The organism is Enterococcus sp. DIV1368d (assembly GCF_050542975.1).
GTDB classification, from domain to species: Bacteria; Bacillota; Bacilli; order Lactobacillales; family Enterococcaceae; genus Enterococcus_D; species Enterococcus_D casseliflavus.
Window position 1 is genome coordinate 414,538 of sequence record NZ_CP172939.1, and the last position, 14,951, is coordinate 429,488.

Consider the following 14,951-nt stretch of genomic DNA (forward strand, 5'->3'; position numbering starts at 1 on the left):
GATACACAAAAAGCAGCGCTTCTTCTATTGGTCTGAATGGGGGGGAAGAACGGACAGCGGGTATCCTCCAGATGACTTTTCTAAAAAAGGAATTTATAAGAAAAGACAGCAAACAGTGAACTTTTTTGTGTTTTGTTGTATAATGCAAATTACTGAAAAGTTGCGACCTTCAAATCGTAGATGATTTCAGAATCTATAATTGAAATGATGGTGAAACGATCATGTCTAACGAAAACACCCGTGTGGTGGTTGGAATGAGTGGCGGGGTAGACTCGTCAGTAACAGCACTTTTGCTGAAAGAACAAGGGTATGATGTTGTCGGGATCTTTATGAAAAATTGGGATGATACCGATGAAAACGGTGTTTGTACCGCAACAGAAGACTACAAAGACGTAGCCAAAGTGGCTGCGCAAATCGGGATTCCTTATTATTCAGTGAATTTCGAAAAAGAATATTGGGACCGTGTATTTGAATATTTTCTTGCAGAATACCGTGCCGGACGGACGCCAAATCCAGATGTCATGTGTAACAAGGAAATCAAGTTCAAAGCCTTTTTGGATTATGCGATGGATCTTGGTGCCGACTATGTAGCAACTGGCCATTATGCGCAAGTGACCGTTGATGAAAACGGCGTGACTCATATGTTGCGAGGCGTGGATAACAACAAAGATCAAACGTATTTCTTAAGCCAATTGTCACAAGAACAATTGAGCAAAACCATGTTCCCACTAGGCGGCATGGAAAAATCAGAAGTACGAGCGATCGCTGAACGGGCCGGTCTAGCAACAGCCAAGAAAAAAGATTCCACGGGTGTCTGCTTTATCGGAGAAAAGAATTTCAAACAATTTTTGAGTAATTACTTGCCAGCGAAAAAAGGCAATATGGTTACATTAGATGGCGAAGTCAAAGGACAACACGATGGCTTGATGTACTACACCATCGGACAACGTCAAGGCTTAGGCATTGGCGGCGGCGGTGCTACCCAAGAACCATGGTTTGTAGTAGGAAAAGACTTAGCGACCAACACTTTGTATGTGGGACAAGGATTCCATCACCCCGCATTGTATGCAGATCGCTTGGAAGCAAGCCAAATCCACTTTACTACAGAACAAGACCGCGGCACAGAATTTTCATGCACAGCAAAATTCCGCTACCGTCAACAAGATGTACCGGTAACGGTGCGTCTATTAGATGGAGATCGAGCAGAAGTGATTTTTGACGAACCAGTCCGCGCCATCACTCCTGGACAAGCAGTCGTTTTTTATGACGGGGTGGAATGCTTGGGCGGCGGTTTGATCGATGCAGCCTATAAAGAAGCCAAAGAATTACAATATGTTTAACCACTAACACAATCAGCCCTAGCTAAGAACACTGAACCAATCAGTTGCACTTAGCTAGGGCTTTTTTTATTTGTACCAACGAATGTTTTGCGTAATCAAGAGAACCAAAAAATAGGTAGCCGATTATTCTTTGATCTTGAAAAGGTGGATCTGTTCGCTAAATGTAGCGACTTGTGCAGGATTGATCGTACCGTTTGTTTTCGAAAGCGCATTAGACATGCCACAAGCCATCGAATAGGTCAATGCTTGTTCCATTGGATACTGTTTATTCAATGCAACAGCCATGCCACCAACAGTTGAATCGCCACAGCCAGTCGTATTAACGATGGCGATTTTAGGGATCTCGATCTTATAAAAAGTCGACTGATGTTTAACGATTGCCCCATCGCCGCCTTGAGATATCATGACGGTGTCGATTCCTTCGAAAAGAGTGCTTTCTAAGACAGAGAAAATGTCTTGAGATGAATGTAATTTTTGACCTATTAGCTCTTCCAATTCCTGTTGATTCGGTTTAATAAAATTCGGACGAGCATTCGTGTGAGTCAAACAATTTTTTAGTTGTTCACCTGCTATATCCATGAGGATTGGTACCTGCTCACCTAATGTCTTACGGATGAATTGAAGCAATTGATCGTGAAAATGCCCATTATCAGAATTTACTGATCCAGAAATACAGACGACCGTGATGGGATGTTGTTCAATTAATGCTGCAAGGTGTTGGTAAAAAAGTTGTTCGTTTTTCTCCGATAGATAAAGTCCTTTTTCTACTAGCTCTGTATGGGTGTTATCGTCATGCATGATCGTGATCGCATTGCGAGAATTACCATCGATGGTTAGGAAATCCAATACATAACGTTCTTCGGCTAGTAAAGAATCAAGGATCGTTTTGCCTACAGGTCCACCTAAAATACCTGTCAATAAAACGTCTTCCCCAGATTGTGCGATGACTCTGCCAGCATTGATACCTTTTCCCCCAATCGATGTATGTGGGTTATCTACCCGATTTACTTGATCCAATTTCAACGAAGGAACCAAATAGTTGTAGTCCATGGAAGGGTTCATTGTGATGGTTAAAATCATTTTTGTTCCTCCTTGAGGATCTCTGTAAAGGAGCGATAATACTCAAAAGTAGTCTCAGAAAGTTTATCATCAGTGATCAAATAATCGATATCTGAAAGTGAGTAAAAGGTGTAAACGTCGGAGCGATTAAACTTGGAACTATCCGCAACGATGCATTTTTTGCGGGAATGCTTGAAAGCGACTCGTTGAATCGAACCTTCAACAAGATTCGCAGTGGTGATATTATTTTCAAAGATCCCATTTGTAGCAGCAAAAGCGATATCGATATTTAAATTTTCAAAACTCTTCTCTGCCGTTTCCCCATAAAATTCTTCCGTCGTGCGGGAAAATTCTCCGCCTGTCAATAAGACACGATAGTCTGTGTTGTAAATCAAATAATTAAAAGCAAGCAAACTATTTGTGATCACGAATAAGTTTGCTTTTTTTAGTTCAGGTAAAGCGTGAAGCATCGTAGTTCCAGCACCGATATAGATAGTATCGTTGTCTGAAATGATACTGTTCATCACTTTTCCAATGAATTTTTTTTCAGCAACATTCGTATCGATTTTTTCTTGAGTAGAAAGCTCGTGTTCGATTTTTTCGAGTTTTTGGGCGCCACCATAGATTTTTACCAATAAAGATTGATTCGCTAACTCTGTAATATCTCTACGAATGGTCATATCGGAAACGTCTAATGTTTTGGCTATTTCTGCAATGGATAAGTAATCGTGCTGATTCACTAGCGCTAGAATTTTTTCTTGCCGTTCTTTCTTTAACATAGTTTCACCTCTGGTTGATTAACGATTTTTTTAAGTTTCTTTTTCAACTGTCTTCTTTATACATTAATTAATAGCATTTACTTTTGGAAAAAGCAAGGATAAATGTTCATCTTTGTTAAAGTTTGATAATTTTATGTGTCGATAAAAGTAACCAGTTTGGAAAAAATACGAAAAGAAAGCGTTGACAAGAAAAATTAACTATTGTATATTTACATTGTAAAACACATTATAACAAAGTTTAACAATGTTTATCATTAAAGTTGAACAAGGAGGAAGAATAGGTGGGCTATACGAGCATGTTTGATGAAAGGCTGATTTTTCTCGACGTGGAAGGAGAGGAGTTGAAAGAGCTATTTGAAGAGATAGCCAAACGATTACAGGAACAAGGTTTTGTGAATGAACAGTATGTAGAAGGATTACTAGCAAGAGAACAAGCCTTTCCAACTGGGCTGATTACACAGTATTTGAATATTGGCTTGCCTCATTCAGAACCAGCGTATGTCGAAAAGCCTTTTATAGCGATCGTGCGTCTGAAAAACGAGGTGAAGATGAAGCAAATGGGTGACAGTCAAGAAATGCAGGTCAAGAATCTCTTTTTTCTAGGGATCAAAGAACCAAAAGAGCAAGTCGGCTTACTGCAATCGTTAATGGCATTATTTATGGATGAAGGATTTGTAAAGGCATTCATTGGGACACAAGAAGTACAGGCAATTTATCAATTAGTTACACAGTATACAAAATAAAATTTTTGGAGGGATTCAAGATGAAAAGAAGATTGATCGTAGCATGTGGAAGTGGCGTTGCAACAAGTCAAACGATCGCAAGTAAAATTGCTGGGATGCTTGAAGATGACGGGATCGATTTCCCCGTTGAAGCAGTTGATTACAAGTCGATCCAAAACGAATTGCCGTCGACAGGAATTTATGTGTATGTTGCACAGCCAGATGATGAAGTATTGGAAAAAGCGGCTGAGCTAGGTGTACACGTTTTTGCTGGAATTCCGTTTCTTACAGGTATGGGTATGGATACGATTTATGAAGAAATCAAAGAATTGATTGGCTAGCACAAAACATCCTATCAAAAGAAAGAAGTGAAAAAAATGCAAGTATTTCAAGACATTATCAATTATATTTTAGGTTTAGGTTCCGCTATTTTTGTGCCGCTAATCATTTTAATCCTAGGCTTGGTTGCAGGGATGAAATTCAAAAAAGCCTTTATGTCTGCGATCACGTTAGGTATTGCTTTTACTGGGATGTCGATGGTCATCGGCTTTATGTCAAATGCAGTTAGTCCAGCTTCCGAAGCATTGGCGAAAAATACTGGCTTGAACTTGCCTGCGCTAGATTTAGGTTGGACAGGAGCAGCAAGTATCACCTGGTCATGGTCTTATGCATTTGTTTTCTTTGCCGTCGTTCTTGGTGTGAATTTTGTCATGTTGATTTTGAACTGGACCAAGACGTTGAATGTCGATATGTGGAATGTATGGGGCAAAGCGCTGACTGCCTATCTAGTCTACTTTATCAGTGGGAGTTTACTTGCTGGGTTTATCACCGCCGTCGTACAGGTTATCTTGGAACTTAAGATGGGGGATATGTTCCAACGCCACATTGAGGACTTGACTGGTATTCCTTTAGTAACAGTGACCCACTTGATGAATATTTCAGCAGTACTTTTATTACCGATCAATGTGATTATGGATAAAATTCCTTTCTTTAATCGACGTGCCGATACCAAAGCCTTAAAAAAGAAAATCGGCATCTTCTCTGAAAATTCGGTGATGGGCTTTCTCATAGGCTTAGGCTTGGGGTTAGCCGCAGCCTATGGCGTGTCAGGTTCATTGAATTTAGCTATTCAAATCGCGACGGCAATGGCTTTGTTCCCAATGATCTCAAAAATGTTTATGCAGTCCCTTTCACCACTTGCTGATGCAATGTCGGAAATGATGAAAAAACGCTTTAAAGATCGGGAAGTTTACATTGGGTTAGATTGGCCTGTATTAGCTGGTCGCTCTGAGATTTGGGTCACTGCTATCTTGTTGGTACCTGTATTTATTGGCTATGCCATCATCTTGCCAGGAAATGCTGTGTTGCCTTTAGCAGGAATCATTAACTATTCGATCGCAGTAGGTGGATTATTGCTTACCGGCGGAAACTTGGTTCGTATGCTGATCATGGGGGTTATTTCGATGCCAATCTATCTATATGCAGCTACGTATTTGACGCCGATCTTAACGGGCTTAGCAGATCGAACCGGCGCAGTAGAAGGGATACAAAAAGGGCAGCAAATCACTTGGTCTTCGATCGAAGGACCAGAATTTCGAATTTTATTTGCAGAAGCGTTTAAAGGAAATATCTTGGGTATCGTCGGTTCCGTTGTGTTTATCGCAATGTTTGTCTGGTTGTATAAATATATGAGTAAGGTAAAGGTACCAAGTCAAAGATATGAAGAACAAGGGACCCAATCGACGCATGTGCGTGCGACGAATGGCTAATATTTTCAAAAAGGAAAGGGCGACAGGAATGGGAAAGAGCGAAAAAATAAAATGGCAATTGCTTCTTTTTCTAGCAATTGGCTGCTATCTCTTAGCTTTGGTGACACAACAGTACCTATTTAATGTCGTAGCGATTGGTCTAGCAGTCTGTGTGTATAAATATGGCAGTCCAGTACTTTTTAAAGAATATGATGAACGGAAAAAGAAAAAAGAGGAAGAAGCAGCCAAAGTAAGAGAAGCTGTTCAAACAATCTTACGCAACAAAACGTTTGAAAAATAAAAAAGGTGGTCTTGAATATGTCAGATGGACGGATGATTTTTGAAAGAGAACGGGAAGATTTAGCACGAATCGTAAAATTGATTTTTACTAGGAAGAATACAAATGTTGCAGGCGGTAATTTTTCTTTTAAAACAACCGATGAAACTGGAAAAGAATACATTATTATGACACCAACTATGATGTCAGAAGCCTATTTAGGAGAAGTCTCACCAGCCCAGATTTTAGTCGTTGAGCCTCATACGAGAAAGGTGATTGATGGGGTAGGTCAGCTGACACGAGAAATCAACTTACACGAAGCGGTTTATGATACGAATCCAGCGATAAAAGCAGTCTTACATGCCCATTCTCCTCACTCGATGTTTTGGGCAACCGCCGGATTGGATATGCCTAACTTAACGGAAGCGACCCAAAAAATTGGCTATATTCCTGTACTAGACTTTGAACCTAATTGCTCACCAGAATTAGCAGAATTAGTTTCTGATTATATGAAAAAAGAACAACTCGCCTTACCGAATATGTTGCTCCTCAACAGTCATGGGGTACTGATCAGTGCGCCAGGAGCATCTGGCATCGAAGCAATCCATAAAGCTTTGCAAATATTAGATACCACGGAATGGAATGCGGAAATTGCCTATAAGCAAACGATTTTCCAATCTTTAGGCTTGTTAGATGGTTTTTACTCCAAAGGGAGACAAGTAGGAACCCTTGAAGACTTGAAAAAACATACACCGATTTATAATAAAGAAGAAATTTTTGCTGGTGGTGATTAGCCAGCAAGTAATCATCTTTTTCGATTGATAAAAATCCAAGAACATTCGTTTACGAGTTCTTGGATTTTATTTTTTTAGTCAAATTATGCTATAATTTAGATAGAAAATGAATGTTTTTGATGCATTGGCATTTTTAAAAGAAAGGAGGAGGAGCATGAATCGTACCAAAGCCAATCTCATGAAATGGGGGTTTGTCGTTAGTGTCGTAGGGGTGGTGATGCTTCATCAGACTCAGGTCATTTCAAGCCAAATCAACCATCTTGCCTTAGCCGTACTATTGGGTTTAGCCGGGTATTTGCTTGTTTTTAAAAAGTTCTACTTTTTGTCCTCTCAGATTGCGGGGCATTCCGATCAGTATAACCAAGCAGAAGTCAAGTGGGGCAAAATTGCGGGAGTGGTCGCCTTCTGTATTGCGCTGATCAATTTGATTTTGGTCTTTGTGTGAGTGCGACGGAAAAAAAGCCGCCAAAAGAAATCTTTGGCGGAAACTGGGTTGCTTTGCTCATGATCGATCATCAAATTCGGCTTGGTGTGCTTGAAAAAAGCGGTAATACTGCTGGACACTGGCTAACTGGGTCCACTTCCGAACATCGACGGGCGTTTGATCCAAATCATAGATTTTGGCTTCCTTTAAAGATAAAACGAAAGGACTATGGGTAGCAATAATGAATTGACACTGTTCATAGCGGACAAAATCTTCCAGTAACTGCACCAGTTCCAGCTGACGCTCAGCAGAAAGAGAATTTTCTGGTTCATCTAATAAGTAAAGGCTGTTGGGACGAATCTTTTCTTGAAAGAAGCGAAAGGCACTTTCACCATTGGAATATTCTCGGACATTGTCGATCAAGTGCTTGCGGGTGAATTTGGACTGTGTGTTGGATCGTGCAAGATTGATTTTCTTCAATTCATGGTAGTCGTCAAAACCCGTGAAACGAAAGTCCGCATACTTTGCTTGGTAGTATTCTTGGAATACTTCTTCTCGGCGATGATCGATCCCTTGATTCAAGTTTCGAATAGCCAGCATGTAATCAAAGACATCATCGCTGGTCAAAAGTACTTTTTCTTGCGGTTCGACGATGCTGCCAGTAGTACAGTAGGCTAAGTAGTCCTCGAAAAAATTCGAGCGATTATACGCAGCAAAGCGCTGCGCGTGGATCTTTTCGGCAATCACGTTCAATGCGGTGGTTTTGCCAGAACCATTGCCGCCATATAAGATCGTGACCGGTTCAAAATCGATCTGCTGAAAAAGGCGGGCACTGAGAATCTGAAAAGGGTAGTAAGAATCATAAACGGTTCGTTTGATGGAAAGGAAAAAATCAAACTCGGTCTCTTGATCGGGAAAAGTGATTTGTTCGAGATACATGGGGCACCTCCTGGCAATTTCGTGGTTGTCATTATTGTAGCATATCCATCGCAGACAAATTTTTTTTACGAGGTTAAAATAAATCTTGTTTGATATTTTTTTAATCTTTTGATGTTATATTCACAACAGGAAACATCTGTGCTAGACTATAGGGGCATAGAAATGATGTAATCTTAAACAACCGATAAATCGTACAAAAAAACGAGGGTTTAATGAATTTTTAAAGCAATGTTTAAATGCTGAAACTTATTCCTTGCAAGTTTAAGTAAAAGTGACTAATATGAGGAAGGAATCGTGAAAGGAGCAATGGAATGTATCAAGTAGTAGTCATGTATGGGGACAATGAACCGTGGTGGTTTTTTGAGGGATGGCAGTCAGATATTCAAGAGGCGTTCACATTTGCAACTTTCAGCGAGGCGCAGTCATTTTATGAACAAAAATGGCAAGAAATCAGAGAAGAGTATTCGTACATAAATGCAAAATCAAACTTTATGACGGCTTTTTGGAATGAAGAAGACGAACGCTGGTGCGAAGAATGCGACGATTACCTCCAACAATATATTGGACTGGCATTGCTTAAAGAATATCAGCAAGTCGTCGATGAAAGCAGGAAAGATTTTTATGAAACAACTAATTCTAGCGGAAAAGCCAAGCGTTGCCAAAGACCTCAGCAAAGTTTTGGGCTGTGAGCAAAAACATAAAAATTATTACGAAGGACCCAAGGCGATCGTTACTTGGGCCCTTGGTCATTTATTGGGCTTGAAAATGCCTGAAGATTTAAACAAAGACTGGGCATCATGGCAGATGGAAACGCTACCGATGATCCCTAAGTCCATCGGGATCAAGCCGTTGCCAAAAACCGGTCATCAACTAAAAGCCATCAAACAATTGGCTCAAAGAAAAGATGTCGGGGAAGTCGTGATCGCTACCGATGCGGGAAGAGAAGGGGAGCTAGTCGCTCGCTGGATTTTGGAGTGGGTTCGTTTTGACAAACCAGTCAAACGTTTGTGGATTTCTTCGCAAACCCCTAAAGCCATCAAAGAAGGCTTTGCAAAATTGCAGTCAGCCAAGCACTACGACAATCTTTACTACTCCGCCCTTGCGCGGGCAAAAGCCGACTGGCTGGTAGGATTGAATGTCACCCGGGCATTGACGGTCAAATATCAAGACAATCTTAGTGCGGGTCGGGTCCAAACCCCTACCTTAGCTTTGGTGCGCAGTCAGGAAATGCAGATCGAGAGTTTCCGTCCGCAAACCTATCATGTGATTACCCTAAACGTAGGCGATGCCAAGGCCCGCCTGCAGCAAAAAAATCCCTATCAACTAAAAGAACGCAGCGACGCCGAAGCATTGGTCAAGCAAATGAGTCAACAAAATGGTCGCGTGACAGCGATCGAAGAAAAGGTCAAAACAGAAAGTGCACCATTGCCATACGATTTGACCGAGATCCAACGAGAAGCCAATCAGCGTTATGGTTTTTCTGCCAAGAAGACCTTGTCGCTTGTTCAAAGCTTGTATGAAACCCACAAGATCGTCACTTATCCAAGGACGGATTCCAAGTATTTGACCAATGATATGAAGGCAACCATGAAGGAACGCCTGCAGGCAGTTGCGGATTTTGCCCCAGAAGTCAAAGGATACTTGAAAAATGGCGGACAAGTGGTGCAGCAAGCTGTCTTCAATGATAAAAAAGTTACCGATCACCATGCCTTATTGCCAACGGAACAGCGGGCACGTTATGAAAAATTAACTACCGATGAACAACGGATCTATCAAATGATCGTTAGTCGTTTCTTGATGCTCTTTGCGAAACCCCATAAAAAGCAGCAGCAGAAAGTGACCGTGACCTTTGGTTCAGAAACCTTTGTATTCAACCGCAATACCGTGTTAGAAGCGGGATGGAAAACGACTTCTGAAGAAGAAACCAGTGATGTGGCTTGGCAAAAAGACAGTACCGTCAAGCCTGAGTTCACCATCCAGAAAGAGTTGACCACACCACCGAAACCGTTGAATGAAGGAACTCTTTTAGGTAAAATGGAAAAACATAGTCTCGGTACGCCGGCAACCCGTGCGGAGATCATTGAAAAGCTGATCAAATCTGAGCTGATGGAGCGGACCCCAAGCGGCTTGCAAGTATCGCCAAAAGGCAAGCAGCTGTTAGTCTTAGTCAATCCATCCATGGTGACACCAGAATTGACGGAAAAATGGGAGAAGGAACTGGAAGCCATTGCGAAAGGCACCTATTCTGCCCAAACCTTCCTTGCACAAATCGAAGCAGACACAAAACAACTGGTCAAAGAAATCAAGCAAAGCGAAAGCAAGTACCAAGATTTCTCATTGACCCAAAAACGTTGTCCCGAATGCGGCGAACCATTGCGGGAGAAAAATACCCGTGATGGCAAGATCTATGTTTGCTCCAGTGGCACCTGCAAGTACCGTCGTCGGAAAGACCCGAAAGTTTCAAACCGACGCTGCCCGCAATGCCACCGAAAGATGGAGATCATCGAAGGCAAAAACGGCGCCTATTTCCGCTGTAAATTCGATGGGACCACCGAAAAAATGGCGGATAAAAAGGAACGCAGCAAAAAGCTGTCGAAACACGAAGAACGCCGCTTGATGAACAAAATCAATCAAGAAGAACCGCAAGAAAGCCCATTAGCAGCTGCTTTAAAAGCTGCGATGGAGAAGAAATAACTGCATGAGGTAGAAAATGAAAAAGAGTGAGGACGATTTTGCTGTCCTTCACTCTTTTTTTGCATCCATCCATTCACTCATCTAGGAATTTTTTTGACGGTATTCTTTCGGTGAGATGTTTTCTTTCTTCTTGAACAAAAAGGAAAAATAATTTGGGTCATTATAGCCAACATCAAAGGCGATCTCAGATAGCCGTAGATTGGTCGTTAACAGCAGTTCCTTAGCTAAGGTCAACCGTTGCTCGGTCAAGTATTCGATAAACGTAGAATCAGTGGCTTGCGAGAAGATGGTGCTGAAATGTGCTGGACTCAAATGAACTTTTTCAGCAACTACATTTAAGGAAATATTGGGATCAGAAAAGTGCTCACTGATAAAGGCTTTGGCTTGATTGATGACGCTTTGATATTTCGCCATCGCAGGATTGATGGGTTGTTGGGTCAATAATGGCAACAGTTCTGCCAGAGTCGTTTGATAGTTCTCTGGCTCATGGGTCAATGCCGCTAGATAGTCTAAGTCATGGGCGTGCTGAACGATCTGGGGCAGCGAATGACTGTCTTTTTTCTTCAATAATGCCAGCAGTTCGACTAAGACGAACAAACGGTACATTTGCGTTCGCTCAACGGTTCCATGAGGCGCCATCAATTCAGCGATCAGCTCAGGGATCGTCTGTTTCCCAGCATTTGCCAGCCGTGAAGCAAGGTCGGTTTTGAAGGGATTGGTGGGGGACAGTTCCCCTTCGCGAATGTCGTCTTCATAGCTGATGATTTTTTCCTTGCGGATGCTGCCATAGGTTTTTAGCATGTCACGAGCTTTCTGATAAGAAAGAGAGATGCCCGAGAAGCGATCTGCTACCGGTCCGATCGCCACTGCTACTTCTTCCCCAGAACCATGAACGAGGCTTTGAGCGATCTGATAGGCTTTTTCTAAAACTTGTTCTCGGTCATGGTCAAAAAGCAAAAACTTGATGAAGCGGCTAGACACACTGGAGAACAAGACGGCATCGTCTTGTTCATAGGCTTTGGTCAGCTGCTGGCTAAAGCGAGTGTAGTCAGAAAAGCTTTGATTGAAGGGGGTTTTTGCTAAGAGCACACAAAACTGTTTGCCTGAAAAGCGCCGGCCCAGTTCTTCTGCTTGTAAAAAGGCTTCTGAGATCGTGATCTTTTGTTTAAAGAGGTGATTCAGAAAGTGATTCTTTTTGATTTCCATTTCGAATAAATCGTCTTCTTTGGATAATTGTTGATGAGTGGCTTGTTGTTCATCTAAATGTTGAACGACGGTTTTGATGGCTTGTTCTAATTCTTCGTTTTTGATGGGCTTGAGCAAGTAATCGTCTGCTTGCAGCTGCAGTGCCGTTTTTGCATAGTCAAAATCATCAAAGCCGCTAACGAAAATAATGCGAACTTGCGGCAATAATTTCTTGGCTTCTTTCGCAAAGACCAAGCCGTCCATAAACGGCATTTTGATATCACTGATAATAATATCAGGACGCAGATCAAGGATCGAAGCCAGCGCCAATTCGCCATCTGCGGCTTCATCGCTATAAACGATCGGGTATTGTTTGGCAAGAGTCATGATTTGGTGGCGCAAACTATCGCGAATCAGATGTTCATCTTCAACTATGAACACTTTGTACATGGTTGGGTTCCTCCCTTTTTGGTACTGTGACGTTAATCGTGGTGCCTTCTTGGTATTGACTGTGGATCGTCAGTTGCGCTTCGCTGCCGTAGTTCAGCTGGAGACGGCGATAGACGTTATATAGGCCATAGCCGCTCTCAGAGGCGGGATCAGTGGTTTCTTTAAGGTTACGACGAATCTCCTCCAAACGCTCAGGGTCGATCCCAACACCGTTGTCACTGATGGTCATTTGAATCTGGTGAGGCAATTCTGACACTGTGATTCGAATCATGCCGACACGACGGACAAATTTGGTGCCATGATATACGGCGTTTTCAACAAGGGGCTGCAGGACCATCTTCAAAACCTGTAGTTCTGGACTGACAGTTTGATCTTCAATGGTGTAAGACAGCATCCTGCCATAGCGGATCTGCAAAATCTTCAAGTAATCGTCCACATGCCGCAATTCTTTTTCCAGCGGAATCCAGTCTTGCCCTTTGCTTAAGGAGATGCGGAAAAAATCTGACAGCGCATAAGTCATTTCGGTTGCTTGCTCGTAACGGGCAGCTTCAATCAAAGAAACGATCGCATCTAAACTATTATAGATGAAATGTGGAGTGATCTGGGCTTGTAAGACCCGCACCTCACTTTGGGCTAAGTGATACTGCTTCAAGGCATTTTCTTCCAAGAGCCGAGTCAAGTCATCTGCCATCCGATTCAAGCTACTCGTCAGAGTCCGCAGCTCTGGGGTTTCGGGCAGTTCTGCTCGGTAGCTCAAATGTCCTTGGGATAGTTCATTGGAAAGGTCTAACAACCGATCCAGCGGGTATTGCAGATTGTCACGAACAAAGCGGCGGTTTTTATTGATGATCGCAAAGATGATCAAAAGCAACACGACCTGAAAAAGGATCAGCAGCAACACGGATTGGACCAGTTCGTGATTGGTTTGGCTGGCTAAGCTGATCTCTACCCCGACAAACTGCTGCAAAATATCGGATAGCAAATCGATCACCGAATCCACTTGGATCATGACGTATTGGTTTTTTTCCACCGGCTCATCCTTGAGAATATTGTCGATCAACTGTTGCTGATAGGTTTCTAAAGAATCGAGCGTCCGAAAGGCGACTGCTAAAATATTGAGCTCTTTGGCAGTGCTGGTATTTTCTTGAATGTGCTGCAGATCGCTCCTCAGTTCATCGATCACATTGGTTTCTTGGACTTGTGCGACGGTTTTTTGGCCAAAGACTAAGTCCCACATCTCCTCCAAGACAATGGCGTCGACTTTTTCCGATAGTTGATTGGCTTCTTCAATATTGTTGATGGTGTTTTGGTAAATAAAAATCTGCCGCGAGTAAAAGACACTGCTTACTACAAGGGGGATAAAGGCGACGAGGATCATCAGTTTGTTGGTCTGCTGGAAAATGCCCTTGATACTTTTTGTTTTCATCTTCATCTCCTCAATAATTTCTTGGTGGAATCTGATCAAAGTCCATATCACTGGAAAAAACTGTTTCATGGACATAGATTTCACGAGGAATGGCATCGGCGCCGCGAGCCAAGTAGCGCGAGATGGCATTTTTGACGAACACACCAGCGTCTGGGTTGCATTCAACGACACAATTGACGATCCCTTGCTTCAATTTGTCGATCATTTCTTTTTGGGCATCGATCGATACGATCACCAAATCCTTCCCTGGCTCAATATCGGTTTTTTCGAGGGCTTCAAGAGCGCCAAGAGTCATCTCGTCATTGTGACTGAACAAGACATCGATCTGCTCCATTTTGCCTTCTGCGATGTATTGTTCAATGACTTCTTTGCCTTTGCGGCGAATGAAGTCACCATTTAGCTCATCTTTGACTTGGATCGTTACATTGTTGTGGGCATAATCACGCTTGATGGTTTCTCGGAACCCTTCTGAGCGCAAATACGTCGGAGAAGTAGCATCCAGTCCCGTCAATTCTAAAACATTGATCGTTTCATTTTGATGTTCTTTATAATAATTGCTGACGTAGAGACCTGCACGATTGCCCTCGGCTTTGAAGCTTGGCCCGATATGAGTCAGAAACAAAGAGGGATCGCTGACGTTGACATGACGGTCCACCACGAAAACGGGAATCCCCGCTTGCGCAGCTTCTTCCAAAATCGGTTCCCAATTGTTTTCCTGAATCGGGGTAAAGACGATGGCATCGACTTGATACACGATAAAACTGCGGATATCTTGAATCTGACGTTCTTGATTCATATAGCCGTTACGATAGAGCACTTCATAGCCTTCCTTCTCTAATTCAGTGCGAATCGATTCGGTGTGGCGCTTGCGCCAGCTGCTTTCCGTTCCCGATTGAGAAAAACCGATCACGATACTTTCTTCCGATGTTTCAGCGGTCGTTTCTTTGACTGCTTGGCAACCAGCCAAGAAAGACAAACACAACCAAAGGAGTAACCCAATTTTTATATTCCTCATTTTTTTCACCTCTATGGTCTATTCTACTAAAAAATACGGAAGCGCTTTACACAAAATATCAAATCAAATAAAAACCAAGGGAATCTTAAAAAATCCAAG

General features: G+C 42.4%; 15 protein-coding genes. 9 read left to right on the forward strand and 6 right to left on the reverse strand.

Annotation, left to right across the window (positions count from 1 at the left end):
• The first annotated feature begins 221 nt into the window (after positions 1–221).
• Positions 222–1,340: a tRNA 2-thiouridine(34) synthase MnmA gene (gene mnmA / locus IGJ44_RS01970; RefSeq protein ID WP_074535342.1), complete on the forward strand. Its 1,119-nt coding sequence runs from the start codon at positions 222–224 to the stop codon at positions 1,338–1,340.
• A gap of 123 nt (positions 1,341–1,463) precedes the next feature.
• Here the strand turns inward: mnmA and IGJ44_RS01975 are convergent, their stop codons facing one another.
• On the reverse strand, positions 1,464–2,420 hold the full coding sequence (locus tag IGJ44_RS01975; RefSeq protein WP_430606058.1) for a 1-phosphofructokinase family hexose kinase: 957 nt from the start codon (positions 2,418–2,420) through the stop codon (positions 1,464–1,466).
• Positions 2,417–3,178, reverse strand: coding sequence for a DeoR/GlpR family DNA-binding transcription regulator (locus tag IGJ44_RS01980; protein WP_005227243.1), 762 nt, complete (start codon positions 3,176–3,178; stop codon positions 2,417–2,419). Before IGJ44_RS01980 ends, IGJ44_RS01975 begins: the two co-directional genes overlap by 4 nt.
• 281 nt (positions 3,179–3,459) lie before the next feature.
• Here IGJ44_RS01980 and IGJ44_RS01985 point away from each other — a divergent pair, with 281 nt between their 5' ends.
• The 6 genes from IGJ44_RS01985 (at position 3,460) to IGJ44_RS02010 (ending at position 7,164) form a co-directional block, all read left to right on the forward strand.
• A complete protein-coding gene (locus IGJ44_RS01985) occupies positions 3,460–3,921 on the forward strand; it encodes a PTS sugar transporter subunit IIA (protein WP_060792379.1) in 462 nt (153 codons plus the stop codon).
• A 20-nt stretch (positions 3,922–3,941) separates the two neighbouring features.
• On the forward strand, positions 3,942–4,241 hold the full coding sequence (locus tag IGJ44_RS01990) for a PTS sugar transporter subunit IIB (protein WP_005227245.1): 300 nt from the start codon (positions 3,942–3,944) through the stop codon (positions 4,239–4,241).
• A gap of 36 nt (positions 4,242–4,277) precedes the next feature.
• Entirely contained in the window at positions 4,278–5,669 is a 1,392-nt protein-coding gene (locus IGJ44_RS01995; RefSeq protein ID WP_074535340.1) for a PTS galactitol transporter subunit IIC, read from the forward strand.
• 28 nt (positions 5,670–5,697) lie between these two features.
• Positions 5,698–5,949, forward strand: a complete 252-nt coding sequence (locus tag IGJ44_RS02000; protein WP_008376154.1) for a hypothetical protein — start codon at positions 5,698–5,700, stop codon at positions 5,947–5,949.
• Between the two features lie 17 nt (positions 5,950–5,966).
• On the forward strand, positions 5,967–6,719 hold the full coding sequence (locus IGJ44_RS02005) for a class II aldolase/adducin family protein (protein ID WP_010748701.1): 753 nt from the start codon (positions 5,967–5,969) through the stop codon (positions 6,717–6,719).
• A 154-nt stretch (positions 6,720–6,873) separates the two neighbouring features.
• Positions 6,874–7,164, forward strand: a complete 291-nt coding sequence (locus IGJ44_RS02010) for a hypothetical protein (RefSeq protein WP_225582108.1) — start codon at positions 6,874–6,876, stop codon at positions 7,162–7,164.
• 57 nt (positions 7,165–7,221) lie between these two features.
• Here the strand turns inward: IGJ44_RS02010 and IGJ44_RS02015 are convergent, their stop codons facing one another.
• Positions 7,222–8,082 (reverse strand): AAA family ATPase, encoded by an 861-nt coding sequence (locus IGJ44_RS02015; RefSeq protein ID WP_074535337.1) that lies wholly within the window; start codon positions 8,080–8,082, stop codon positions 7,222–7,224.
• Between the two features lie 311 nt (positions 8,083–8,393).
• Here IGJ44_RS02015 and IGJ44_RS02020 point away from each other — a divergent pair, with 311 nt between their 5' ends.
• On the forward strand, positions 8,394–8,771 hold the full coding sequence (locus IGJ44_RS02020; protein WP_005227251.1) for a DUF1033 family protein: 378 nt from the start codon (positions 8,394–8,396) through the stop codon (positions 8,769–8,771).
• Complete coding sequence (locus IGJ44_RS02025; RefSeq protein WP_074535336.1) at positions 8,704–10,776, forward strand: DNA topoisomerase III; 2,073 nt, start codon at positions 8,704–8,706, stop codon at positions 10,774–10,776. The genes IGJ44_RS02020 and IGJ44_RS02025 overlap by 68 nt, the downstream gene beginning before the upstream one ends.
• 81 nt (positions 10,777–10,857) lie before the next feature.
• Here the strand turns inward: IGJ44_RS02025 and IGJ44_RS02030 are convergent, their stop codons facing one another.
• Genes IGJ44_RS02030 through IGJ44_RS02040 form a run of 3 tightly spaced genes read right to left on the reverse strand, consistent with a single transcriptional unit; the run spans position 10,858 to position 14,852 of the window.
• A complete protein-coding gene (locus tag IGJ44_RS02030; RefSeq protein WP_430606061.1) occupies positions 10,858–12,411 on the reverse strand; it encodes a response regulator in 1,554 nt (517 codons plus the stop codon).
• Positions 12,389–13,837 (reverse strand): sensor histidine kinase, encoded by a 1,449-nt coding sequence (locus IGJ44_RS02035; protein ID WP_074535334.1) that lies wholly within the window; start codon positions 13,835–13,837, stop codon positions 12,389–12,391. The genes IGJ44_RS02030 and IGJ44_RS02035 overlap by 23 nt, the downstream gene beginning before the upstream one ends.
• Before the next feature lie 10 nt (positions 13,838–13,847).
• A complete protein-coding gene (locus IGJ44_RS02040; protein ID WP_008376147.1) occupies positions 13,848–14,852 on the reverse strand; it encodes an ABC transporter substrate-binding protein in 1,005 nt (334 codons plus the stop codon).
• Positions 14,853–14,951: the final 99 nt, after the last annotated feature.